Consider the following 25,562-nt stretch of genomic DNA (forward strand, 5'->3'; position numbering starts at 1 on the left):
TCCGGTTTTGAGTTTTATGTCTGTTACAATTCTGTACCGGATGAGACAAAATAAAATGACAAATTACGTGTATCACCTTGGTTGTCAGCACCAGATAGAAATAGCCATAAACGAATGGTATAAGTTATGGCATAGTGTGACGGGGTTTAATGCATTAATATGATTTTAAACGATTTTTATGTATTAAATATAATTGAGTGGGAATGATCTCCCTATAGTTTTTAACTGTCGGTAATTATCAGAAAACCGCAAGCCATCAGTAACTTACTGGTGGCTTTTTTTGTGGAATTTTATGGTGGATTGCAGATTAATATCACTGTTATTTTATCTTTAGTTGAACATCCGCATTTTTACCCTTTCAATATAAACCCGTATTATCAGATTTTTTCCACATTACCCCCAACCCCAAACACAACTCAGATCCTCAACTTATCAGGCAAACGATTAATCTTGACCCGAATCAATAAAGTGAGTTGTTGTTAGTATATGCATTGACTAAAATAGTAAGCAATATCATTATTGTGTGAAGCGAATCACATAATGAAAATAAAATGATTAAAATGACAGATAATGAAAATCAAATGAGTACAAAGCAGGGATTGGTTGCTATTGAGTATTCTGTTCAGGTTTTTTTCAGAGTATCGCTTGTTATTATGGCCGTAACACTTTTATGCCCGATCCTTGCATTTGCCGTGATGTAATTTATGTCGATATTTTTGGTTTTGTCCGGGGGATATTTTTCGGATGAGGCTGAAATAAATGAAGCTCCGCACCGGGAGCTTCATTTATGTTATTTCTTTCGGGTCTGACTTTTTATATCTGATATTGTCAGCGGGTCAGATCAAATTCTGCCCAGATGGGTGCGTGGTCAGAGGGTTTTTCCATACCGCGGATGTCATAATCAATGCCGGTGGCAGTACAACGCGGTGCCAGTCCAAGGCTTGCCAGGATAAGATCAATACGCAGACCCCGGTTTTCATCAAACCCGCGTGAGCGGTAATCAAACCACGAGAAGCGGTCGTCCGTATCCGGATACATCGCACGGAAAGTATCAGTCAGCCCCCAGCTGAGCAGGCGCTCCATCCATTCACGTTCTTCCGGCAGGAAAGAGCATTTTCCTGTTTTCAGCCAGCGTTTGCGGTTAGCTTCACCAATACCGATATCAATATCTGTGTGGCTTATATTCACGTCACCCATGACAATGATCGGATCCTGATTTGAACGCCCCGACAGGTAGTCTTGTAAATCCTGATAAAATTTCATTTTTGCCGGAAATTTCAGCGGGTGATCGCGGCTTTCACCTTGCGGGAAATAGCCGTTAATAACAGTGAGTAACCCGGCAGGCGTTTCAATATCAGCCATAATAAGGCGGCGCTGAGCATCTTCGTCATCACCGGCAAATCCTTTGCGTACGGCAACCGGCTCATTTTTTGTCAGCAGCGCAACACCATAGTGTGATTTCTGACCATGATGAAAAATGTGGTAACCCAGATGTTTAAGCGCATCATGAGGAAACATGTCGTCGTGAACTTTGATTTCCTGCAAGCCGATAACATCAGGCTGATGTTGCTCGATAATGGCTTCAAGCTGATGGGGCCGGGCTCTTAACCCGTTAATATTAAAAGAGACAAACTTCATAGAATTTCAACCGGTTGATGAGTTAACAACAAAAGAGTAACAGATCACGGAAAGAAAGTAACCTGTCAGAGGAATAATAAAAAATAAGACTCACTGTGCTTTTTATTATTCCTTAATTTTAATTGACAAAATTTGCATCATTAATAATTATTCATATTCATGCTGTAAAGTAAAAGAGCTAAGGGTTACTAAAATTTAAATATCAGCTTTTTGTTGTTGTGTATTAATCTTTAAAGACAGGTTTAATTAAATAAGAAAACATAAGTATCAAAAAAATATTATTATTGAAATAAATATTAAAAAATAAACGTATTTAAACTGTTTGTTTAAGAAAAAAAACGTTAGATATAAAGTCGTTATATATCAATAAGTAATTGTTTTATTGATTGTTTACCACAGCAATAGGAATCGACATTATGTTTTTTTCAAGGAAGTTAGAAGCTTTTATGGCTGTTGTCGAATACGGCTCACTCAGCAAAGCAGCGAAAGTGATGAACAGAACAACGCCCCCTGTCGCAAAATCGATTAAAGATTTCGAGATTTTGCTGGGGAAGCGTTTATTTAAGCGTGAAAAATTTGGTATGAGCCTGACAAGGGAAGGTCTGGAATTGTATAATGACCTGAAAGATCTGTATACACAGGAAAAAGAAATTACTAAAAAACATATCAGCGGAACGATATGTAATAAGATAAATGTATTTTATGACTGGGGGAAAAGTAAATATATTGATGCATTATACAGAGCTGCATTTAAAGCAAATGTGCAAATTAATGTATTTCGGTTTAATTATGATTGTATTGATGAAATAAACGATTTTGAAGGAAATACATTGCTGCTTTCTTCTGAGTCGGTTGTCAGTGAGCGTTTTGCTTTGTTGCGTAATTTGCCGCAAGGGCAGATTGGTATCTGCTGCCGGCAATCCCTTTTTCAGTCCTGTGATAATAATCTGCAAACATTATTATCCCGCTGTGTCTGGTTATGTGAGCCGCTGTTATATGAAAGCCCGCTTCTGAAAACACTGTTACAACAGCATGATGAACAGAGCAAACATGAACATGTACACTTAATTGACAGCACGCACGGTTATCTGCATCTGTTAATTGACGGGGATTATCTCTGTTTTATTGATGAACACCCGAAAACATCACCATACAGCAGTGAGCTTATTTTTTTACCACTGTCGCAGAGTGAGGCAGAAAACAGTTGTCATCTGTACAAATCAAAATCACATGCGAGTGTGCTGAATAAGATTATGGATTGTATTGAGAATTTGAAATAAAGGAGGGCAGTGCAGAAATGGTGGTGGGAGAAGGATTCGAACCTTCGAAGTCTGTGACGGCAGATTTACAGTCTGCTCCCTTTGGCCGCTTGGGTATCCCACCAGTTTTAAATTGTGTGCCTGAACAGTTATTGCCTCAGGACGGGCTGCATAATAGCAAATATGCGGGTGCTGTAAAGTAAAAAAAGAGAAAAGATGAATGTCCGTTGTTTTTTTGCCCGAAGTGCACGGTTTCCGTGCAACTTCAGGCAATTGACCTGTTTACAGAATAACCGTGCGGTTACCGTAAACAAAAACACGTTGTGTCAGAACCCGGCTCAGCGCGTGACTGAGGACGTTTTTTTCAACATCACGTCCGGCGAGTACCATGTCATCAGCGCTGTAAGTGTGATCGATATTAATCACGCTCTGATAAATGATCGGACCTTCATCGAGGTTATTGTTTACGTAGTGCGCCGTTGCGCCGATAATTTTCACGCCGCGTTCATAAGCCTGATGATAAGGGCGTGCGCCGATAAAGGCCGGCAGGAACGAGTGGTGGATATTGATAATCTGGTTCGGGTAGTGCTCAACAAATTCCGGCGTCAGAACACGCATGTATTTTGCCAGCACGACATAATCAGGCTGGTATTGATCAATTTGTTTGATTATCTGCATATCGTGCTGTTCACGGGTTAAACCGTCATGGTTGATATGATGGAACGGGATGCCGAATTGGGTGACGAGGTGACCCAGCACATCATGGTTACCGATGATTGCGGCAATATCGACATCCAGGCCACCATAGGCGCTTTTCATCAGAATGTCGCCAAGGCAGTGCGCTTCTTTTGTCACCATAATGACAATGCGGCGGCGACCGGATGTTGTTAACTCACGGCTTGAGCCTTTCGGCAGTGCATCGTCCAGATCGGCGAGCAGGGTTTCGTCGTTAAAAATGCCTTCCAGTTCGGTGCGCATAAAAAAGCGCCCGGTGCGGTGGTCGACGAATTCGTTGTTCTGAATAATATTAAGCTGATGCTTATAACAAATATTGGTGATTTTTGCGATAAGCCCTTTTGCATCAGGGCAAATGGTTCTCAGGATCTTTTTCTGGCTCATTTGGTGTTGCATGGACGGTGTAAATCCTTAATAACTGATATTTTGTTGTTTGCAAGAGGGTGCTTATTCTGTGTCATGCACAGCATTTTTTTATATTTTTTTCCGGAGCCGCAGGGGCAGGGGTCGTTACGACCTGTTTGCGGTGTCACGCCGTCGAGATAGAACCACTGATTGTCAATCAGGCGAAAGCGTGAGCGCTCATGGATAAGCTGTTTATCTTCGGACTTTTTATCAATAAAGCAAGCACAAAATTCGACGAAAGCCTCGTCCGGTACCGGACCGGTCTGAAAATCAATAATATTGAGACTCAGCCACTGAGTTTGGGTAAATCCGGTTTCAAGATCGTCCCGCACTAGCTGAGCGCGCTCAGGCGGATACCAGGTGCGGATCAGGTGATCTGCATTATGTGTGACAAAAGCACTGTAACGGGAGCGCATCAGTGCCCGGGCATCGGGTGCGGATTGTTGTCCGGACAGATAAGGTCCGCAGCACTGAGCCATATTTTTTTCACTGCCGCAGGGGCAGAGTGCATTATCAGTAAAATGAGGCATAAGTATCAATTAGTGTATTCAGGGTAAATAAACGTAAGGAACAGAGGTTAAATGCTACCGGAAATACAGATCACACGCTATCCTTTATCTTAGCAGCATAGCGGGAACCGCGCCGTCACCGGTGTTTGTGCCGGTCTGTGTAGTCATGCGGGGAATGAGGGAATGCCATGAAAAGAGCACTGGATGAAAAACGAATTTTAGTCATTGACGACGACCCGGCATTCAATATGACGCTGTCATCGTATTTACGACACCTCGGTGCGACAGTATTGTCTGCAGAAGAGGGGGCCCGGGCTCTGTTATGTATTGAAAACGGCTTTCAGCCGGAGCTGATATTTTGTGATTTGAATATGCCGGTGATGAGTGGCACAGAATTTATCGCCGTTATACGGACAGTGTTACCGGATGTCCCGGTGATTGTGATTTCTGCAACTCAAAAAATGTCTGATATTGATGACGCGCTGCGCCTTGGTGCAAAAGATGTGTTGCTCAAACCGCTCAACCGGCTGGAAGAGGTCAAAAAACTGTGTCTGTCTCATTTCTATCCCTTATTTTTTGCCCCGGGCTTGCTGGAAAAAAATGACCTGTCCGGTATCTGGTCGCAGCTGCAACATAATGTGGATGATGTTTTACGTTTATTAAAACAGCTTACCCCGCCGCCTACTCAGGTACTGGCCAATTATCAGATCCGTTATGCGCAATTATCGGATGCCTGCCAGACCGGGCTGGTATTTGATGTGGCGGAGTTTTCAGATAACGAAGTGGCATTTTATTGTCTCGATATCAGCAAAAACACCGGGAATGGTCCGCTGGTGGCGATGTTAATCCGCGTTATTTTTAACGATTTGCTTAAACGTTATATTCATAATAATCACCGCCGGTTACCCAGTATGACCGCGATTTTAAATAAGCTGAATACCCTGTTGCAGGATGCCGGTATTCCGGGGCAGTTACCCTTGTTGCTGGGGTATTATCATACTCAACGCAAATCGGTATTACTGTCCAGTGCAGGGATCAGCGCGGAACTGCGCTCAGAAAATAACGTTATTCGTGTAAACAGAGGTATTCCGCTGGGAACGCTCTCGGCTGTTTATTCCAGTCAGATAAGTGAATTCAGCCCTCATCTGCAATGCCGGATATGGAACGGCAGTAGTCAGATCAAATTAAGTTTAACGCCGGGACCCCGTCACGGGTAATTTCAGTGGCTTATCAACCCGGTCAGATATTAAACATCTCTTAACATCAATTGCCATTTACACAGGACAGAGTATTTATCCCTGAAAATTAGCTGGTATACTCAGACGCATTATTTTGTATTAATCGCGTATTGGTTTTGTATATACGCATTGAGGATGATGTATGTCAGCGCTGAAAAATAAGGTTCATAAGGCCGTGATCCCGGTTGCAGGATTAGGAACACGTATGCTTCCGGCCACCAAAGCAATTCCGAAAGAAATGTTACCGCTGGTGGACAAACCACTTATCCAGTATGTCGTTAATGAATGTATCGCCGCAGGGATCACTGAAATTATTTTAGTGACCCACTCCTCAAAAAACTCCATTGAAAACCATTTTGATACCAGTTTTGAACTGGAAGCCATTCTGGAAAAACGCGTTAAGCGCCAGTTACTCGATGAAGTTCAGTCAATCTGTCCCCGCCATGTCACTATTATGCAGACCCGCCAGGGTATTGCGAAAGGGCTGGGACACGCCGTGTTATGTGCCCGCCCGATGATTGGTGATGAGCCGTTTGCCGTTGTACTGCCGGACGTGGTTATCGATGAATACAGCACTGACCTGTCAAAATTTAATCTTAAAGAGATGATCCAGCGCTATGAAGATAATCAGGCAAGCCAGGTGATGGTCGAACCTGTGCCGCTTGAAGTTGTCTCAAACTATGGAGTGGTGGACTGTCATGGTGAAAACCTGGCAGCCGGCGAAAGCAAACCGATGTTTGCCGTGGTGGAAAAACCGGAACCGGCTAAAGCACCGTCGAATATGTCTATTGTCGGGCGCTATGTGTTATCTCCGGATATCTGGTCGCTGCTGGGTAAAACAGCGCCAGGCGCCGGGGATGAAATCCAGTTAACAGATGCCATCGCCATGCTGATTGAGAAAAACCCCGTTGAAGCTTACCGCCTGGTCGGACGCAGTCACGATTGCGGCGACAAAATGGGGTATATGAAAGCGTTTGTCGAATACAGCATGCGCCATAAACATCTGGGTGGTGAATTCTCAGATTGGCTGAAAACATTACAGAATTAATTATTGTCGCTATAGGTGAACTATGAAAGTAACTGTATTTGGAATCGGATATGTAGGGCTGGTACAGGCAACCGTTCTGGCTGAAGTCGGTCATGATGTTATGTGTGTCGATGTCGATGCACAGAAAGTTGAAAACCTGAAAAACGGTCTTATTCCGATTTTTGAACCGGGTTTAACGCCGCTGGTAAAGAAAAATTATGAAGAAGGGCGTTTAAGCTTTACCACAGATGCCGCAAAAGGTGTGGCACACGGCACATTGCAGTTTATTGCGGTCGGTACGCCACCGGATGAAGATGGCTCCGCTGATTTACAATATGTGACGGCGGTTGCCCGCACTATTGCGCAGTATATGGACGGTTATAAAGTCATTATTGATAAATCAACTGTTCCTGTCGGTACGGCAGACAAAGTCAATGCAACGATCAAAGCCGCTCAGGCCGAACGCGGTACTGATTTTGCGTACGATGTGGTTTCCAACCCGGAATTCCTGAAAGAAGGGGCGGCGGTTGCAGACTGTATGCGTCCTGAACGTATTGTTATCGGCTGTGATAACGAAGGCGTTGTGGATATCATCCGTGAACTGTATGAGCCGTTTAACCGTAATCATGATCGCATGATTGTGATGGATATCCGCAGTGCAGAGCTGACAAAATACGCAGCAAACTGCATGCTGGCGACAAAAATCAGCTTTATGAATGAGATTTCAAACCTCGCGGAACTGCTGGGTGCGGATATCGAAAATGTCCGTCAGGGGATTGGTTCTGACTCCCGTATCGGCTATCACTTTATTTATCCGGGTTGTGGTTATGGCGGCTCCTGCTTCCCTAAAGATGTGCAGGCGCTTATCCGTACCGCAGAGCACATTGGTTTCACGCCGAGAATTTTGCAGGCTGTGGAAGAAGTGAATGAGTTGCAGAAATACAAACTGCCTTCTTTTATTAAGCGCCACTTCGGTGATGACCTGCGCGGCAAAACGTTTGCAGTGTGGGGGCTCTCTTTCAAACCGAATACGGATGATATGCGTGAAGCCTCCAGCCGTGTTCTGTTACAGGAGTTGTGGGCAGCCGGTGCGAAAATTCAGGCTTATGACCCGGAAGCCATGCAGGAAGCGCAGCGTGTTTTCGGACAGCGTGATGACCTTGTACTGATGGGCACCAAAGAAGCGGCACTGCACGGCGCAGATGCACTGGTTATCTGTACCGAATGGCAGAGTTTCCGTGCACCGGATTTTGATACCATTAAATCAGGTCTGAAAACACCGGTTATTTTTGACGGGCGTAACCTTTATGACCCGGAACGTTTAGAAAACCGTGGCTTTATCTATTATGGTATAGGCCGTGGTGCTTCCATTAATCCGGTAATTTGAGTCTGAATATGAAAATACTTGTAACCGGCGCGGCTGGTTTTATTGGTTATCATGTCACACAGCGTCTGCTTGAGCAGGGCCATGAGGTTGTCGGTGCTGACAATCTCAATGACTATTATGATGTTAATCTCAAGAAAGCGCGCCTTGATCTGATTTTATCGCATCCGAATTTTCATTTTTTTAAAATGGATTTATCGGTTAAAAGTGATGTTAGTGAATTATTTGCTTCACAACAGTTTGAGCGTGTTATTCATCTCGCGGCTCAGCCGGGTGTCCGGTATTCTATCCAGAACCCGATGGCGTATATAGACGCAAATATTCTGGGACACATGAATATTCTGGAAGGCTGCCGTCATCATCAGGTGGGGCATCTGATTTATTCCTCTTCCAGCTCGGTATATGGTCTGAACCGTAAACAGCCGTTCTCTGTGGAAGATGATGTTGATCATCCGGTTTCGTTATATGCGGCGACAAAGAAAGCCAATGAATTAATGTCACACAGCTATTCGCATCTTTATCAGTTACCTACAACCGGACTGCGTTTTTTTTACAGTTTACGGACCGTGGGGACGTCCGGACATGGCATTATTTAAATTTGTTAAAGCCATGCTGGATGGTAAACCGATTGATGTTTATAACCATGGAAATATGGTTCGCGATTTTACGTATGTCGGTGATATTGCGGAAGCTGTAGTACGGTTATTAGATGTTATACCAACAGCAGATGATGACTGGACGGTTGAGGAAGGGCTGAAATCAGCCAGTTCTGCGCCGTACAAAATTTATAATGTCGGTAACGGACAACCTACCCGGTTAGGCGATTTTATTCAGGCGATTGAAACCGCACTGGGTATTAAAGCGGCCAAGCATTTTATGGATATGCAGGATGGTGATGTGTTATCCACTTGTGCGGACTCCGGCGAGCTGTATAAAACGATAGGTTTCTCTCCGAATACACCGGTTAATTATGGTGTACAGCAGTTTGTTGATTGGTATATGTCGTTTTATCACGGCAAAAATAAATAATCAGATACGCACTGAGTAACAAAAAAGGAGGTGAAAGCCTCCTTTTTATCGTCAGAATACCGGCAAACAAGCGCACAAAAAAAAGCCCTTCGCAGAAGGGCTTTTCAGTGTGGAAATCCGGATTATTTGATTAAGAAACTATCCAGAGATTTGCCTTCACTTTCGATTGCCTGTTTGATAACAGCTGGCGTGCGACCCTGACCTGTCCAGGTTTTCTGCTCGCCGTTTTCATCGATGTACTCGTATTTAGCCGGACGCTGCGCACGTTTTGATTTGCTTGCAACTTTACCGGTAGACATTGACTGAATTAATTCTTCAGGATTGATACCCTGCTTGAGAATTAACTGGCGAACTTCTTCTAATTTACGGGTACGCTCTTCCAGTTCAGCTTTAGCCTGAGATTCTTCAGTACGGCGTTCTTCAACAACCGAAGTCAGTTTCTCCAGCATTTCTTCCAGACTTTCCAGGGTAGATTCTCTGGCCTGTGCGCGAAGAGTACGAATATTATTAAATGGCTTCAAAGATTCACTCATAATTCTGGTCTCAAATTAAATGTTGGCTGATGTGTAGTTAATAATAGATTGCTATTTAAAAATCTGCAATAGCAAATTTCGTAGTAAGGTTAAAACACATTTTTTTTTAAAAGCAATTATTTCTGCGGAATAATAAGCGTCTTTGTGCTTTTTTGTTTAATTTCGATAAGGGGACGGGGTAAAAAGGTGTTGGTGTTCAGCGATTTTAAAAAGATTTGATCATAAACGATGATAGCGATACAAATTATATTTAACCTTATCTTATGTAAAGAAACGTTATTCTTCAGCTCAGATATAATAAAAAACAGGATAAAATGACCATTGCTGATAACAGTAGTGAATATTCGGCATGTAATCATGCTTCCTATGAATTGCGGTAACGATGAATAACGGATATTGCACATGCGGTTAAGGCATGCTGGCAAATACTGATCACGCTATTTTTATAGCGGTTGTGTTAGTATTGTGGCGATTTTTGAATGACTGAGAGGGAGAGAGCCGGTGGCTCAGCTTTATTTTTATTACTCCGCGATGAATGCGGGAAAATCGACCGCACTATTACAATCCTCCTATAACTACAATGAGCGCGGAATGCGCACACTGATATTTACGGCAGAAATTGATAACCGGTATGCACATAGCAAAGTAACCTCCCGTATCGGCCTGAGTGCTGATGCACGGGTCTTTAGTGAGGATACTGATATTGGCAGTGTTATCACGCAGGAACATCAGCAGGCGCCCGTACACTGCGTATTAATAGATGAGTGTCAGTTCCTGACAAAAGCGCAGGCAGAGCAGTTATGTTATATCGTCGACGATATTGATATACCCGTTCTCTGTTACGGACTGCGCACTGACTTCAAAGGTGAGTTATTTAGTGGTAGTCATTATTTATTAGCTTGGGCTGATAAATTAGTGGAATTAAAAACAATTTGTCATTGCGGGCGGAAAGCCAGCCGTGTTTTGCGTTATGACGGACAGGGTCATGTAATGTCTGACGGTGCACAAATTGATATTGGCGGAAACGAAAAATATGTTTCGGTATGTCGTAAACATTACAGCGACGCGATGCGTAAAGTAATGGCGGCACAATGTTATTCATAAAATAGATACCCGCGTCATGTATACGGAAAATGCCGGACACGCGTGTCCGGCATTTTTATATCAGCGTCGGATAAAAGCACAGACAGCGATGCAAAGGATACCCGGTAAACAGGAAGACGTAAGGCGGTATTTGTGTTGCTCATGATAAAATACTGAAAAATAGCCCCCGGCATCATGTCTGTTTTGTCATTTGTATTAAGTGAAATATTAAAAATCAGCAGCAGGCTGAATTGTTGATCAAAAGAGAATACATATTAATCTTGTGACAATTATTCAGTTATTATTATGGGATAGCGATTAAAAAAGCCCTCAGAAGAGGGCTCTACGGTTATTATTTATCTAATAGATGATTATTTCTTAGCAGTCCGTTTTGAAACAGGTTTGACCAGAGACTTTGGCGCAGCAACCGGAACGGACTCGTCATAGACGCGGCCATAATAAGTATCCAGCATAATTTGTCTTAATTCAGCAATAAGCGGATAACGCGGATTTGCTCCGGTACATTGGTCATCAAATGCATCTTCAGACAGTTTATCCAGCTTCGCCAGAAATTCTGCTTCCGGTACACCGGCTTCGCGGATAGATTTCGGGATCCCCAGAGACGCTTTAATTTCATCCAGCCAGACCAGCAGTTTTTCAATTTTCTGAGCAGTGCGGTCACCGGCAGCACCCAATCCCAGATGATCGGCAATTTCAGCATAACGGCGGCGCGCCTGCGGGCGGTCATATTGGCTGAATGCTGTCTGTTTGGTCGGGTTATCTGTTGCGTTATAGCGGATCACGTTACAGATAAGCAGGGCATTGGCTAATCCGTGCGGGATATGGAACTCAGAACCCAGTTTGTGCGCCATTGAGTGACAAACACCCAGGAAGGCGTTAGCAAACGCGATACCGGCGATAGTGGCGGCGTTATGGACGCGCTCACGGGCGACCGGGTTCTTCGCGCCTTCATGGTAACTGGCCGGCAGGAATTCTTTCAGCAGTTTCAGTGCCTGTAATGCCTGTCCGTCTGAGTATTCATTTGCCAGAACAGATACATAGGCTTCCAGAGCATGCGTTACCGCATCCAGCCCGCCGAATGCGGTGAGGGATTTCGGCATATTCATGACAAGGTTCGCATCCACGATGGCGATATCCGGGGTCAGTGCATAGTCTGCCAGCGGGTATTTTTGTCCGGTTGCATCATCAGTCACAACGGCAAAAGGTGTAACCTCAGAGCCTGTACCGGATGTGGTGGTGATCGCGACCATTTTGGCTTTTACGCCCATTTTCGGGAATTTATAGATACGTTTGCGGATATCCATAAAGCGCAGCGCGAGTTCTTCAAAATGTGTTTCCGGGTGTTCATACATGACCCACATAATTTTCGCGGCATCCATCGGTGAACCACCACCGAGTGCAATAATCACGTCCGGTTTAAAGCTGTTCATCTGTGCGGCACCTTTGCGCACGACAGATAAGGTTGGATCCGCTTCCACTTCAAAAAATATTTCCACTTCCATGCCGTGGGATTTCAGCACACGGGTGACTTCATCGACATAACCGTTATTGAATAAATAACCGTCAGTAACAATAAATGCCCGTTTTGCGCCATCAGTCGCAATTTCTTCCAGGGCAATCGGCAGGCAACCCCGGCGGAAGTAGATAGATTTAGGAAGTTTATGCCACAACATATTCTCAGCCCGTTTTGCCACAGTTTTGGTGTTGATCAGGTGTTTCGGCCCGACGTTTTCAGAAATGGAGTTACCACCCCAGGAGCCGCAACCCAATGTCAGTGACGGAGAGAGTTTAAAGTTGTACAGGTCGCCGATCCCGCCTTGTGAGGCAGGGGTGTTAATAAGGATACGGGCGGTTTTCATTTTTTCGCCGAAGTACTTTATACGCTCCGGGCGGTTATCCTGATCGGTATATAAGCAGGAGGTGTGACCGATCCCGCCCATTTCCACTAATTTTTCTGCTTTTAGTACCGCGTCTTCAAAATCTTTACCGCGATACATCGCTAACAGCGGGGAGAGTTTTTCATGGGCGAATGGCTCTGATTCATCAACCACGGAAACCGCACCGATAAGAATTTTTGTCCATGCAGGGACGTCAATTCCTGCCATTTCAGCGATTTTCACCGCAGACTGACCGACAATTTTAGCATTCAGTCCGCCGTTGATCAGGATGATATCCTGAACCGCTTTCAGATCTTTGCCTTTCAGGATGTAACCACCGTGATTTTCAAAACGCTCTTTAACCTGTTCATACACTTCATCAACGACAATGACAGACTGTTCGGAGGCACAAATCACGCCATTATCAAAGGTTTTTGACATCAGAATAGACGCCACAGCGCGTTTGATATCTGCAGTTTCATCAATAACAACCGGGGTATTACCTGCGCCGACACCAATGGCAGGTTTACCGGAACTGTAAGCGGCTTTCACCATGCCCGGTCCGCCGGTGGCGAGGATCAGGTTAGTATCGGGGTGGTGCATTAATGCATTGGATAATTCAACAGAAGGCTCATCAATCCAGCCGATAATATCAGCCGGCGCACCGGCGGCAACCGCGGCATTCAGTACAATCTGAGCCGCTTTATTGGTGGCATTTTTTGCACGCGGATGCGGGGAGAAGATAATACCGTTACGGGTTTTCAGGCTGATCAGCGCTTTAAAGATAGCAGTGGATGTCGGGTTGGTGGTGGGGACTATCCCGCAGATGATGCCGATAGGTTCAGCAATGGTGATTGTCCCGAATGTCGGGTCTTCAGACAAAATACCGCAGGTTTTTTCATCACGGTAGGCATTATAGATATATTCAGAAGCAAAATGGTTTTTGATCACTTTGTCTTCAACAATCCCCATTCCGGACTCTTCAACGGCCAGTTTCGCCAGAGGGATACGCGCATCCGCTGCGGCAAGTGCCGCCGCACGGAAAATGGTGTCTACCTGTTCCTGAGTGAAACCGGCAAATTCACGCTGTGCTTTTTTAACGCGGGCAACTAATTCATTGAGTTCGGTAACATTGGTTACGGCCATACAGATGACTCCTGATAAATTGTTAAACTTTTTAAGCAAATTAGCGGGTCGGTACGATTTGATTATAGTCACAACAGCAAGAGGTAACTAAATCGATTTTGCTCATAACCTATGGCCTATATCCCGAATTATTCAGAGTATAACCGGGGGAGCCCGCTGATTTGCTTAAAAAGCCCGTCAGGTATTCTGTTAATGACTGAAGTTGAATCGATTCAACTTCAGTAAAATGAGCTTAACATTACAGCGGGATATTAAAGTGATCAAAATCACAAATACAGCAAGCTGACACCATTCAGCTTGTGTGTAAACGAGATTAATTATCAATTTCAACTATAGTGTCTGCCGTCAATTTTACAGAGGAACTGATGATTGACTAAAATATACACATGGATAAGGGGATTGAGCTGTATCGTGTCAGCTTGAGGGGCGAAATATTCTGTTGAAAGCAATTTCTTTTATCCGGGATTCAACGGTATGATGTCCGGGTTAATATAATTATTACAACCCTTTGGCAATACGCGGCGGCGTATATCAGCCGTTCATTACAGTATTATTATACCCGACGAACCTGCAGTTTGAATGAATAAGGGTATATCAGGTTGAGGATTTTTTGTGGGCGCTACATTACTGGACTTTTCCGGCTATTTAAAATTTTTTGTCGGTTTATTTGCCTTAGTAAACCCGGTTGGTATTTTGCCGGTGTTTATGAGTATGACGAATTATCAGACCGCAGCTGTACGCAACCGAACCAATATGATTGCGAACTTTTCGGTTGCCATTATTTTGTGTCTGTCACTGCTGGTCGGCGATAAAATCCTCATGATGTTCGGTATTTCGATTGAGTCTTTCCGGATAGCAGGGGGCACGCTGATTGTTCTGATCGCACTGTCCATGATCAGCGGAAAGCTGGGTGAAGATAAACAAAACAAGCAGGAACAATCAGAAACCGCGATCCGCGATAATATCGGCGTTGTGCCGCTGGCGCTGCCGCTGATGGCAGGACCTGGTGCCATCAGCTCTTGTGTGGTCTGGAGTGCGCGCTGGCAGGGCTGGCAAAACTTTGCCGGACTGGCGCTGACCAGTATTGTGTTTGCGTTTTTCTGCTGGTTGTTGTTCCGCTCTGCGGGGCTGTGGGTGAAATATCTGGGGCAAACCGGGATCAACGTCGTAACCCGTATTATGGGACTGATGCTGATGTCATTAGGTATTGAACTGATTATTACCGGGATGAAAATGAGCTTTCCGGGGTTATTATCATAATCACGCTATTGCTGTTATCCGCAATCTGAACGGGGCATTAGCCCCGTTTTTGCTTTTGTTTAACTGCTCAGCGAACTTCTTCTGTTGTTTCCATCCGGTGCTCTCCCCGGACTAATGCCGCGCGATCAAACTCCCGTACAATCTCTCCGTGCGCCATAAATGCCGCTCTGTCAGACATATGCGCGACCACATCGGCGTCATGACTGACCATCAGATAGGTCATACTGTGTTCAGTTTTCAGGTGATTCAGCAGATTGAGAATTTCGGCCTGAACGGACATATCCAGTGCGGAAGTCGGTTCATCCAGCAATAAAATCTGCGGGCGCAGCATCAGTGCGCGGGCAATCGCAATACGTTGGCGCTGTCCGCCGGAGAGCTGGTGAGGATAGCGCTGCGCTACATCCGGCGGTAATCCGACAGATTCTATTGCCTGTGTGACCCTGGCTTCAATATCATTCTCATTATGAATGTGTAACGGCTCGGCAAGGGCGCGGTGAATAGTATGAAACGGATGCAGGGACGCGTAAGGATCCTGAAATACCATCTGTACATTGCGGCGCAGTGCGCCCTGATAGCGCAGCCCCGGATGTATATGCTGTGACAGCAGCTGAACGCCTCCCTGCCATTCCCGCTGTAATCCGGCGATCACCCGCAGGATAGTGGATTTTCCGCATCCGGACTCACCAATAAGACTGAATGTCTCGCCTGCATTGAGGTGAAAGCCAGCCTTGCAGACGACCTGCCGCTGCCCGAAACTGACGGAAAGATTATTAACCTCAATAATCGGCGCTGGATTATTTTCCGGCATGATGAGTCTCCTGAGTCAGTAAAGTCTGCAACGCCTGTCTGTCCAGTACCGGTAAGTCCGTCCCGTAAGTCTGAGCATCCGGGCGGCAGGTCCACAAGGTGCGGGTATAGGGATGTGTTGCCTGCGGCAGTTGTGCGGCGGGCAGCTCATCCACCTGCTGCCCCTGATACATCACCATCACGCGCTGACAATGAGCGGCGACCAGCGGCAGGTCGTGGCTTATCAGCAGCAATCCCATCCGGCGCTCCTCACACTGGCGGACAATCAGCTCCAGGATTTGATGGCGCAGCCGTGCATCCAGTGCTGAGGTTGGTTCGTCGGCAATTAATACCGCGGGATTATTGATCAGGGCAATTGCAATCATGGCGCGCTGCCCCATTCCGCCGGAAAGTTGCCCCGGATAGCGGGAAAGGGCGGATTCTGCCAGCCCGGCTGCACGCGCCATGTCATATACGCGGTCACGACGGTCAGATTTTGACAGCCTCTGATGCCGCACCAGCGCTTCTTCAATCTGCTGATACAGATTTTTTACCGGATTGAGGGCATAACGCGGATCCTGCATTATCATGGCGATATCATTACCGCGCAGTGCCGCCCACTGTTTTTCACGCAATGACAGCAGCGGGGTATTATGAAATTCCAGCGTTTGCGCACTGACTTTGCCGGGTTTGCGCACCAGCCCCATCAGTGCTCTCGCCGTCATGGATTTACCGGAGCCGGATTCGCCGACCAGCGCCAGCCGTTCCTGTCCCAGGTTAAATGAAATGCTGTTGACCACCCGCGCACGCGGATAATCCACTGACAGGTTTTTGACACGGATAAGTGGCTCAGTCATGTTCAGGCTCCATAATATCGCGTAAACCATCACCCAGAAGATTGAATGCCATACCGGCAGTCAGAATTGCCGCACCCGGTACCGCCGCAATCCACCACTGGTCAAAGATAACCTGCATGCCGTCCGCGATCATCGCTCCCCATTCCGCCATCGGCGGTTGTGCGCCAAGCCCTAAGAACCCCAGACCGGCGGCCGCCAGGATGATAGTCGCCAAATCAAGCGCGAGGCGGACAATGGCCGATGGCAGACAGAGCGGCAGAATATGTCCCCATAACAGGCGCAGTCCGCGGATCCCCAGCATTTCTGCACTGGCAAGATAATCACTGTTGCGCAAATGACGGATTTCACTGCGCGCCTGGCGTGCATACGCGGGCCAGGAGGTGAGTGCGAGCGCCAGCGCGCCGTTTATCAGTCCCGGCCCCAGGATGGCGACAAACGCAAAGGCGAGGATCAGGCGCGGCATCGACATTACAATATCGGTAAAACGCATCAGAACAGTTTCAACCCAGCGCCCGTAAAACCCTGCCAGAATGCCGATCAGCAAACCCGCCGGCAGAGTAATTACAGCAACGAGAGCAACCAGACCAAACATCGGGCGTGCACCGTAAATCAGGCGTGAGAGAATATCCCGCCCGTAGCTGTCAGTGCCGAGCCAGTGTTGTGCGTCCGGTGCCAGCAGACGCTGTGCCGGGTTTTGCAACACCGGATCAAACGGGGCAAGCCAGGGGGCAAACAGGGCAACCAGCAGGAGAAAAAGAATAATCAGTGAGCCGGTCAGTGCGGAAGGTGACCGGCGGATTTTCGGCAGTAATCTCATAATGTCACCCGTGGGTCAGTTAAGCGCACAATCATATCAGTCACATTATTGATAAAGATAAAGCAGATCCCGATAACCAGTGTGCCGCCCATGACGGCAGTTGTGTCTCCGGCAAACAGGGCGGCGGTGAGATAGCGTCCGATGCCGGGCCAGGAGAAAACCGTTTCGGTCAGTACCGCACCTTCCAGCATTCCGGTGTACGCCAGCGCGACCACGGTTATCAGTGTGCCACGGATGTTCGGCAACACATGGCAGAACAGAACCTGCATGTCCGTATTGCCTTTGGCACGCGCCAGGGTGACATACTCTTTGTTCATTTCACTCAGACACGCGGCGCGGGTCAGCCGGGTTATTCCCGCCAGACAAAAATAGGCAAGCAGCGACACCGGTAAAATCAGATGTGCAACCGCATTGGTAAATGCTCCCGGTTCACCGGAAAGCCAGGTATCAATCAATACAAACCCGGTTTTTGCCTCAATTGTATATTGATAGATATCATCCAGCCGTCCGGGTCCCGGACTCCATTGCAGCGTGGCATAAAACAGCAGCAGCATCAGCAGTCCCAGCCAGAAAACAGGAACAGAGTTACCGAGAAGTGTCAGGGTACGGATGATAAAATCAAGGGGTGAACCTGCATAGCGGGCGCACAACACACCACACAGAATGCCGAGCGATGACCCCGCGATCAGTGCAAGGGTTGCCAGCTCAATCGTGGCGGGCAGGGTATGGAGTACGCCATCAAGTACGGGTTGCCCCATAGAGGCGGCGATCCCGAGATCGCCATGCAGCAATCTGCCCAGATAATGCCAGAACTGAATATAAACGGGCTGATCCAGCCCCAGTTCCAGTTTTACCTGTTGATAGGTTTCGTGGCTGGCGTGATCGCCGACAATTTGCAGCACCCGGTCAACCGGGGACAGAGCAGAAAGCGCGAAGGTGATGATCAGCAGCCCGAGCAGTGTCAGTGACAGCGTAAAAATACTCTGAACAGTGACACGCAGGACATGGCGCAGCACAGCGGCGGCAGGCGAAGAGTCAGACATACAGCTATTCCTGAATAAAACAAAAGACAATAACCCGCCGGTGATCCCGGTGGGCTATATAACCGTATGCATTCACACAACAGATTTGTTGGCTGCATCTTGAAGTATGACGAGTATCAGTGGGTTATTTGGTCACTCTGTCGTAATACACCATATCCGCATTCAGTCCCTGCTGATAGCCTTTCACATTATCGCGCAGAACAACCTGGTTTTGTCCCTGAGCCATAAACACATACGGTGAACTGCGCTGTAATTCTTCCTGCATCGCGGCATACATCTGTGTGCGTTTGGCTTTATCAGGCTCTGCCACGGCTTTCAGTGTCATTTCTGACAGCGCGGGAATATCCCAGCCGTTCAGCCATGCGACAGTACTGCTTTTGCCGTCATTAAAGGCAAATGCGCTGGCGTTTGAGTGTGCATCAAAATAGTCCGGGATCCAGAAACGAACCGCCGCCTGATGTGAACGCGCCCGCACCCGTGAATACACCTGGCTGCCCGCCGCAGGCAGAAGCTCCACACGAATTCCGCCCTGTGCAAAGCTTGCCTGAAGTGATTGCGCGATAGTGATATACGGCGGTTTATTCTCTACATCAAGTGTGAAGTGAGCATCTTTAATACCGGCTTTTTCCAGAATGGCTTTTGCTTTGGCCGGATCAAATTTATACGGATTATTAGTCAGCGTGCCGGGTAAACCGACCGGCAGGAAGCTCTGATGAACAAAATACTGACCTTTCAGTAAATCTTTGGTAATGCCTTCATAATCAACCAGATAACGTGCTGCTTCCCACAGCGCCGGGTTCTTCAGCAGCGGATTTGCACTGTTCCCGGTGTTGAACGCCAGATAATCCTGTTCGGCGGACGGAATATTTTCCACTCTGATACCGGCGGTATTTTTCAGTGCGGCAGTCTGGTCAGCCCCCAGTTCGCGGGCAATATCCGCATCTCCCTGCTGAATAAGCAGGCGGCGCGATGCCGGGTCCGGCACGTTTTTAATAATAATAGAGGCAATTTTAGCTTCACCGGTAGAAACATGCGGGTTAGCCGCCATCACAATAGCCTGATTCGGCTGATAAACTTTAAGAAAATAGGCACCGCTGCCGGCAGAATGCATTTTCAGCCAGGCGTTACCGAAATCATTATTTTTAATATTCGGTGTCACTAATTTTTCATCTACAACGGATGCAATCGGTGTGGATAATAAATTAAGTGCCACATCCGGGCTGATATCCGCACTCCATTTAATTTTAAGTGTCCGATCACCGGTTTTTTCAAATTGCTGTGCAATATTGTCTTTATTCCAGCCGAGGATATTGAGAATAAATGCCGGTGATTTATTCATCGTCACTGCGCGCTGATAAGAGAAAATAATATCTTCAGGTCGTACCGGGTTACCGGAAGCAAACTGTGCATTTTCTTTAATACGGACAGTCAGCGTTTTATTCGCAGGATCCGCCTGCCAGTCTTCTAATAAGATGGCATCAAGCTGTGCCGGATTATCACGGTTGGGCTGAACAATGCGCTGATATAAGCTCGGGACAGTCTGAATACTGGAAAGCTCATTACTTTCGGCGGGGTCAAGGCTGACAATATCATCCAGCCCCTGAACAACAATCAGCGTACCCGGTGGTGTTGCGGCGAATACGGAGGTTGAAAAGAGCAGAGCCAATGACACTGACAGTGTTGTTTTTCTCATGATGCGTCCCCTGAATGATGTTGGGTATCTGTTTTAATAATGACACGTTAGAAAAAAATAGCCGGGATTTGCAAAGTCTGTTACGGACTTGTTTATAACTATTCGTTATAGATATTGTTAATGATAGTCCTTCATTTCAATTCCGGTAGCCCGGAAGATAAAAACAGTTATAAAACACCATTGATATAACAACAGGTTATCAGTACATAAGAAATAATGATAAAAATACGGCGGTATTTTGGTAGTGAAAAGGAGCGGTACAGTTTATTTATTTTCGGGTATAACAGATAAGGTGCTCAAATAAACACCAGGGGCGAATTTTATGTCGGAGAGTATATTTTCATACATTAGTTCTTTGATTTTGAAACGGAAATTACTCTTTTACTCTTTTTATTTACAGTTGTATTTTAACTGATTGTTAATATTTAATTGGTTAAAACTGTGATGCATGTAGGTTTTTGCTCTGGTTAAATTGCTTTTTGTTAATTAAATGTTTATTTTTCTATTTGGGCGAAAGCGATTTCCCGTAGTGTGAGAGGAAATCATTATCCTTTTATTTTGCCGGTGCTTTTTCCGCTGATAAGCGCGTTTACAAACAAAAACAGTTACCGGGCTTAAAAATCACAGTCAGCGCTAAGAAAATGCCCGGTGAAATAAACAGAACCTATACTCAGTAATAACGCATTTGCGGTGCTTTAATCACGTTGTTTGTCTAATTGGTGTTATTCAGACCGGGACGGAAAAATGAAAAAAAACGTTATTGCTGTTTCCCTCACCCCCGCGTTGTTGCTGAGCCTTTTTGCGTATCCTGCATCAGCGGCACAGGTGCCTGCCGGAACAAAACTGGCTGTAAAACAAGAGATTGTTATTAATAACGGCAGTGAACCTGTATCACTGGATCCGCATAAAGTGGAAGGTGTGCCGGAGTCCAATATTATTCTTAACCTGCTGGAAGGTCTGGTTTCCACAGATGCGGACGGAAAAATAGTGCCGGGTGTGGCGCAGAGCTGGTCATCACCGGATAACCGGACCTGGACATTTATATTATATCCGGATGCAAAATGGAGTGACGGCTCGCCTGTCACCGCCAATGATTTTGTCTATAGCTGGCGGCGGCTGGTGGATCCGAAAACCGCATCGCCTTACGGCAGTTATCTGCATTATGCCTACGTCGAAAACGTGGATGAGATCCTCAAAGGTACAAAATCACCGGATACACTCGGCGTGAAAGCATTGGATGACCATACTTTGCAGGTGCAGCTGACACAACCGGTACCGTATTTTGTTGATATGCTCAGCCATACGGCACTGAAACCGGTGCCCAAGGGCGCGATTGACCAGTTTGGTGATAAATGGACGGCTGTCGGAAAATTTACCGGCAATGGCGCATATACCTTGTCATCATGGAATGTGAACGAGCGCCTGGTGCTGAAACGCAATCCGAAATACCGCAATGATAAAGAAACAGTGATTGAGCAGGCGACCTTTTTGCCGTTGCAATCAGAAACCAGTGATATTAACCGGTACCGCGCCGGTGAGATTGATATTACTAACAGTGCCGTGCCGCCGGTCTTATTCAGTAAGCTGAAAAAAGATATCCCGGCAGAGGTTCATATTTCCCCTTACCTGTGTACGTTTTATTACGAAATCAATAATTCAGCCACCTCATTTACCGATCCCCGTGTCCGGGAAGCCATCAAGCTGGGCATTGATCGCGATATTATTACCAATAAAATCATGGGGCAGGGGCAGATTCCTGCATACGGTTTTACGCCACATTATATTAACGGCGGAGACTTTATTACCCCGGACTGGGCATCCCAGACGCAGGCTCAGCGTAATGAAAAGGGACGAAAACTGCTGGAAGAAGCCGGTTTCAGTGAGAAAAGCCCGCTGACCTTCGAATTGCTCTATAACACGTCTGATCAGAACAAACAGCAGGCGATTGCTGCCGCATCCATGTGGAATAAAAACCTCGGGGTGAATGTGGTGCTGAAAAACCAGGAATGGAAAACATCGAATCAAAATCGCCACGAGGGTAACTATCAGGTCGCGCGGGCTACCTGGTGCGCGGATTACAATGAACCTTCTTCGTTTTTGAATATTTTCCTGTCAGACAGCAGTAATAACACCAGTTTCTATCGTAATGCCACTTTTGACAGTGCAATGCAGCGCGCATTACTGGCAACCGATGAAAAAACGCGCCAATCCGCTTACCAGCAGGCAGAAATGCAGTTAGATCAGGACTCTGCATTGATCCCTGTCTATTATCGCGTGAGTGTGCGGTTGATAAAACCAGCAGTTGGCGGGTTTACCGGTAATGACCCGCTTGATTATATGGATATTAAGCGCTTATATATGGTAGAAACGTATTAATAATAAAAATTTGCACGCTAATAAGTAGTGCGAAAACAATAAAGGCATGAGTAACAAAAATAAGTGCCTGAAAAACACGCAACAAACGCAAAACACATTCGTCAATGGGGAGTTATGTAAGATGGTAAAGCTGACAAAGAAGAGTTTATTAACACTAAGTGTGATTAGTGCGCTGGGAATGGGATTGGGTGCTCAGGCGTTTGCGGCGGAGGTTCCGGCAGGGGTTCAGCTGGCTGAGAAGCAGGATCTGGTCCGTAATAACGGGTCTGAGCCGCAGTCGCTTGATCCGCATAAAGTGGAAGGGGTTCCGGAAGCCAATATTATCCGTGACCTGATGGAAGGGATCACACTTGAAGGCCCTGACGGTACTGTTTTACCGGGATCTGCGACATCCTGGGAAAATAAAGATTTTAAAGTCTGGACGTTTAAAATCCGTGAAGGCGCAAAATGGTCAAACGGTGATCCTGTCACCGCACAGGACTTTGTTTACAGCTGGCGTCGTTTAGCTGATCCGAATACCGCGTCACCGTATGCGAGTTATTTACAGTATGCCCATATTGCGAATATCGATGATGTTATTGCCGGGAAAAAGAAACCGGAAGAGCTCGGTATTAAAGCGCTGGATGATAAAACATTAGAAATTACCCTGACAGAAGAAGTGCCGTATATTCCGAAACTGCTGGCGCATAACTCTATGTCACCGGTGCATCCGGCTTCTGTCGAAAAGTTTGGTGATAAATGGACGCAGCCGGGAAATTATGTCAGTAACGGCGCGTACAAACTGAAAAACTGGGTAGTAAATGAAAAAATCGAGCTGGAGCGTAACCCGAATTATTGGGATAACCAAAAAACCGTTATTAATAATATCCGCTTCCTGCCTATTTCCTCAGAAGTCACTGATGTAAACCGCTACCGCAGCGGTGAAATCGACATGACGTATAATAACCTGCCGATTGAACTGTTCCAGAAACTGAAAAAAGAGATCCCGGACGAACTGCGTATTTCGCCGTATATGTGTACCTATTACTATGAAATCAATAATGAAAAAGCGCCGTTTAATAATCCGAAAGTCCGTGAGGCTCTGAAACTCGGTTTAGACCGCGATATCATGGTTAATAAAGTGAAAGCGCAGGGTGATACCCCGGCTTATGGCTTCACTCCACCGTTTACCGATGGTATGTCTGCGAAAGAGCCGGAGTGGTTCTCCGGAATGACTCAGGCACAGCGTAATGAAAAAGCACGGAAACTGCTGGAAGAAGCGGGCTACACCAAAGATAAACCGCTGAAATTCAATCTGCTGTATAACACGTCTGATCTGCACAAAAAAATGGCGATTGCCGCCGCATCTATCTGGAAGAAAAACATCGGTGTTGATGTGCAGCTGGAAAACCAGGAATGGAAAACATTCCTCGATACCCGCCATCAGGGCACGTATGATATTGCCCGCGCCGGCTGGTGTGCAGATTACAACGAGCCTTCATCTTTCCTGAATATGATGCTCTCCTACAGCAGCAGTAATACCCCGCATTATAAAAATACAGATTTTGATAAGCTGATGAAACAGTCTCTTCAGGTGAAAACTGATGAAGAGCGGGCAAAAATCTACCAGCAGGCTGAAACAGTGCTGGATAACGATTCCGCCATTGTGCCTGTCTATTACTATGTCAGTACCCGTTTAGTGAAACCGTACGTGGGGGGATACAGCGGAAAAGATCCGTTAGATCACCTTCATACAAAAGATCTTTATCTGATGAAAAAATAATAAAGACGGTTGGCAGCCTCCCCGGAGGCTGCCTGTGTATACCCGACGTCATTCAGGATGCAGGCAGGCGGTAACTAACTGAGCGAAGCCAACGAACCTGCGGTTTGAATGAATAAGGGTTATGTACCCCGGGAGCGGGTACTGTATAGGAACGGGCAATGTTTAAGTTTATTCTTCGCCGTATACTCGAGGCGATCCCGACACTATTTGTGTTGATTACTATCTCTTTCTTTATGATGCGTCTGGCGCCGGGCAGTCCTTTTACCGGTGAGCGCAAATTACCACCGGAAGTGATGGCCAATATTGAAGCCAAATATCATCTGAATGATCCCATCCATGTTCAGTATTTCGACTATTTAGTCCAGTTGTCGAAAGGGGATTTCGGACCCTCATTCAAATATAAAGATTACTCTGTGAATGATTTAGTGGCGACAGCATTTCCGGTCTCCGCCAAACTTGGCATAGCGGCGTTTGTGCTCGCATTGATCGCGGGGGTGAGCGCAGGGGTTATTGCCGCACTGAATCAAAATACCCGGTGGGATTATACGGTTATGGGGGTTGCCATGACCGGGGTTGTTATCCCGAGCTTTGTGGTGGCGCCACTGCTGGTTCTTGTTTTTGCTATCCACCTGCACTGGCTGCCGGGCGGCGGCTGGAACGGGGGGCAACTGAGTAACATTATCCTGCCGATGGTCGCACTTTCACTGGCTTATATTGCCAGTATCTCCCGTATTATGCGCAGTTCAATGATTGAAGTGATGCACTCCAACTTTATCCGCACTGCGCGGGCAAAAGGGCTGCCGATGCGTAAAATCGTCTGGCGGCATGCGCTGCGTCCGGCGCTGTTACCGGTTGTTTCTTTTATGGGACCGGCGTTTGTGGGGATTATTACCGGCTCGATGGTCATTGAGACGATTTTCGGTTTACCGGGCGTCGGGCAGTTATTTGTGAATGGCGCGCTTAACCGCGATTACTCACTGGTACTGAGCCTGACTATCCTTGTAGGGGCGCTGACTATCGCCTTTAACTGTATCGTTGATGTGCTGTATGCCGTTATCGATCCGAAAATCCGCTATTAACTCAG

20 protein-coding genes, 1 tRNA gene and 1 pseudogene are annotated in these 25,562 nt (G+C 46.4%); 11 read left to right on the plus strand and 11 right to left on the minus strand.

All coding sequences use genetic code 11. The features are described 5' to 3' along the window. The first annotated feature begins 551 nt into the window (after nucleotides 1-551). The gene (locus AYY16_RS20115; RefSeq protein WP_156664946.1) at nucleotides 552-701 is read left to right on the plus strand and encodes a hypothetical protein; all 150 of its coding nucleotides are present in this window, start codon (nucleotides 552-554) and stop codon (nucleotides 699-701) included. 127 nt (nucleotides 702-828) lie between these two features. Here the strand turns inward: AYY16_RS20115 and xthA are convergent, their stop codons facing one another. Further along, the gene (xthA, locus tag AYY16_RS03180; protein WP_067361985.1) at nucleotides 829-1,638 is read right to left on the minus strand and encodes an exodeoxyribonuclease III; all 810 of its coding nucleotides are present in this window, start codon (nucleotides 1,636-1,638) and stop codon (nucleotides 829-831) included. Between the two features lie 416 nt (nucleotides 1,639-2,054). Here xthA and AYY16_RS03185 point away from each other — a divergent pair, with 416 nt between their 5' ends. Further along, nucleotides 2,055-2,918: a helix-turn-helix domain-containing protein gene (locus AYY16_RS03185; RefSeq protein WP_067361987.1), complete on the plus strand. Its 864-nt coding sequence runs from the start codon at nucleotides 2,055-2,057 to the stop codon at nucleotides 2,916-2,918. Between the two features lie 18 nt (nucleotides 2,919-2,936). Here the strand turns inward: AYY16_RS03185 and AYY16_RS03190 are convergent. The 3 genes from AYY16_RS03190 to AYY16_RS03200 all read right to left on the minus strand — a co-directional run bounded on the left by AYY16_RS03190 (nucleotide 2,937) and on the right by AYY16_RS03200 (nucleotide 4,567). Then, a tRNA-Tyr gene (locus AYY16_RS03190) sits at nucleotides 2,937-3,021 on the minus strand. Nucleotides 3,022-3,179: 158 nt separating this feature from the next. Further along, complete coding sequence (purU, locus tag AYY16_RS03195; RefSeq protein ID WP_067361990.1) at nucleotides 3,180-4,028, minus strand: formyltetrahydrofolate deformylase; 849 nt, start codon at nucleotides 4,026-4,028, stop codon at nucleotides 3,180-3,182. Beyond that, complete coding sequence (locus AYY16_RS03200) at nucleotides 4,013-4,567, minus strand: YchJ family metal-binding protein (RefSeq protein WP_082970570.1); 555 nt, start codon at nucleotides 4,565-4,567, stop codon at nucleotides 4,013-4,015. Before AYY16_RS03200 ends, purU begins: the two co-directional genes overlap by 16 nt. 167 nt (nucleotides 4,568-4,734) lie before the next feature. Here AYY16_RS03200 and rssB point away from each other — a divergent pair, with 167 nt between their 5' ends. From rssB to AYY16_RS03220, 4 genes and pseudogenes are all read left to right on the plus strand, one after another. After that, nucleotides 4,735-5,763, plus strand: coding sequence for a two-component system response regulator RssB (rssB, locus tag AYY16_RS03205; protein ID WP_067361993.1), 1,029 nt, complete (start codon nucleotides 4,735-4,737; stop codon nucleotides 5,761-5,763). Between the two features lie 163 nt (nucleotides 5,764-5,926). Beyond that, a complete protein-coding gene (gene galU / locus AYY16_RS03210) occupies nucleotides 5,927-6,832 on the plus strand; it encodes a UTP--glucose-1-phosphate uridylyltransferase GalU (protein WP_067361996.1) in 906 nt (301 codons plus the stop codon). Between the two features lie 22 nt (nucleotides 6,833-6,854). Then, a complete protein-coding gene (locus AYY16_RS03215; protein WP_067362000.1) occupies nucleotides 6,855-8,198 on the plus strand; it encodes a UDP-glucose dehydrogenase family protein in 1,344 nt (447 codons plus the stop codon). Between the two features lie 8 nt (nucleotides 8,199-8,206). Then, nucleotides 8,207-9,224, plus strand: a pseudogene (locus tag AYY16_RS03220) (NAD-dependent epimerase). 122 nt (nucleotides 9,225-9,346) lie between these two features. Here the strand turns inward: AYY16_RS03220 and hns are convergent. Continuing rightward, nucleotides 9,347-9,757 carry a histone-like nucleoid-structuring protein H-NS gene (hns, locus tag AYY16_RS03225; RefSeq protein ID WP_067362003.1) on the minus strand — a complete coding sequence of 137 codons (411 nt, stop codon included), beginning with the start codon at nucleotides 9,755-9,757 and terminating at the stop codon, nucleotides 9,347-9,349. Between the two features lie 501 nt (nucleotides 9,758-10,258). On the opposite strand from hns, the gene AYY16_RS03235 reads away from it, so the two are divergent. Further along, on the plus strand, nucleotides 10,259-10,861 hold the full coding sequence (locus AYY16_RS03235; RefSeq protein WP_067362008.1) for a thymidine kinase: 603 nt from the start codon (nucleotides 10,259-10,261) through the stop codon (nucleotides 10,859-10,861). Nucleotides 10,862-11,211: 350 nt separating this feature from the next. Here AYY16_RS03235 and adhE read toward each other — a convergent pair whose 3' ends face one another. After that, nucleotides 11,212-13,884 (minus strand): bifunctional acetaldehyde-CoA/alcohol dehydrogenase, encoded by a 2,673-nt coding sequence (gene adhE / locus AYY16_RS03240; protein WP_067362011.1) that lies wholly within the window; start codon nucleotides 13,882-13,884, stop codon nucleotides 11,212-11,214. Nucleotides 13,885-14,496: 612 nt separating this feature from the next. On the opposite strand from adhE, the gene AYY16_RS03245 reads away from it, so the two are divergent. Continuing rightward, on the plus strand, nucleotides 14,497-15,144 hold the full coding sequence (locus AYY16_RS03245; RefSeq protein WP_067362014.1) for a YchE family NAAT transporter: 648 nt from the start codon (nucleotides 14,497-14,499) through the stop codon (nucleotides 15,142-15,144). A gap of 67 nt (nucleotides 15,145-15,211) precedes the next feature. Here AYY16_RS03245 and AYY16_RS03250 read toward each other — a convergent pair whose 3' ends face one another. The 5 genes from AYY16_RS03250 to AYY16_RS03270 all read right to left on the minus strand — a co-directional run bounded on the left by AYY16_RS03250 (nucleotide 15,212) and on the right by AYY16_RS03270 (nucleotide 20,340). Beyond that, entirely contained in the window at nucleotides 15,212-15,952 is a 741-nt protein-coding gene (locus AYY16_RS03250; protein ID WP_067362017.1) for an ABC transporter ATP-binding protein, read from the minus strand. Then, entirely contained in the window at nucleotides 15,939-16,787 is an 849-nt protein-coding gene (locus AYY16_RS03255) for an ABC transporter ATP-binding protein (protein WP_150384715.1), read from the minus strand. Before AYY16_RS03255 ends, AYY16_RS03250 begins: the two co-directional genes overlap by 14 nt. Beyond that, complete coding sequence (locus AYY16_RS03260; RefSeq protein ID WP_067362020.1) at nucleotides 16,780-17,604, minus strand: ABC transporter permease; 825 nt, start codon at nucleotides 17,602-17,604, stop codon at nucleotides 16,780-16,782. The genes AYY16_RS03255 and AYY16_RS03260 overlap by 8 nt, the downstream gene beginning before the upstream one ends. After that, complete coding sequence (locus tag AYY16_RS03265; RefSeq protein WP_067362023.1) at nucleotides 17,601-18,647, minus strand: ABC transporter permease; 1,047 nt, start codon at nucleotides 18,645-18,647, stop codon at nucleotides 17,601-17,603. The genes AYY16_RS03260 and AYY16_RS03265 overlap by 4 nt, the downstream gene beginning before the upstream one ends. Nucleotides 18,648-18,771: 124 nt before the next feature. Continuing rightward, nucleotides 18,772-20,340, minus strand: a complete 1,569-nt coding sequence (locus tag AYY16_RS03270; RefSeq protein ID WP_067362026.1) for an ABC transporter substrate-binding protein — start codon at nucleotides 20,338-20,340, stop codon at nucleotides 18,772-18,774. A gap of 744 nt (nucleotides 20,341-21,084) precedes the next feature. Here AYY16_RS03270 and AYY16_RS03275 point away from each other — a divergent pair. The 3 genes from AYY16_RS03275 to oppB all read left to right on the plus strand — a co-directional run bounded on the left by AYY16_RS03275 (nucleotide 21,085) and on the right by oppB (nucleotide 25,557). Next, nucleotides 21,085-22,716 carry an ABC transporter substrate-binding protein gene (locus tag AYY16_RS03275; protein ID WP_067362029.1) on the plus strand — a complete coding sequence of 544 codons (1,632 nt, stop codon included), beginning with the start codon at nucleotides 21,085-21,087 and terminating at the stop codon, nucleotides 22,714-22,716. A gap of 121 nt (nucleotides 22,717-22,837) precedes the next feature. Further along, nucleotides 22,838-24,478 carry an oligopeptide ABC transporter substrate-binding protein OppA gene (gene oppA, locus AYY16_RS03280; protein ID WP_067362032.1) on the plus strand — a complete coding sequence of 547 codons (1,641 nt, stop codon included), beginning with the start codon at nucleotides 22,838-22,840 and terminating at the stop codon, nucleotides 24,476-24,478. 158 nt (nucleotides 24,479-24,636) lie between these two features. Continuing rightward, the gene (oppB, locus tag AYY16_RS03285) at nucleotides 24,637-25,557 is read left to right on the plus strand and encodes an oligopeptide ABC transporter permease OppB (protein WP_067362035.1); all 921 of its coding nucleotides are present in this window, start codon (nucleotides 24,637-24,639) and stop codon (nucleotides 25,555-25,557) included. The last annotated feature ends 5 nt before the right edge of the window (nucleotides 25,558-25,562 follow it).

Origin of the sequence: Morganella psychrotolerans (genome assembly GCF_001676155.1) — a bacterium.
In the GTDB taxonomy this organism is placed as follows: domain Bacteria; phylum Pseudomonadota; class Gammaproteobacteria; order Enterobacterales; family Enterobacteriaceae; genus Morganella; species Morganella psychrotolerans.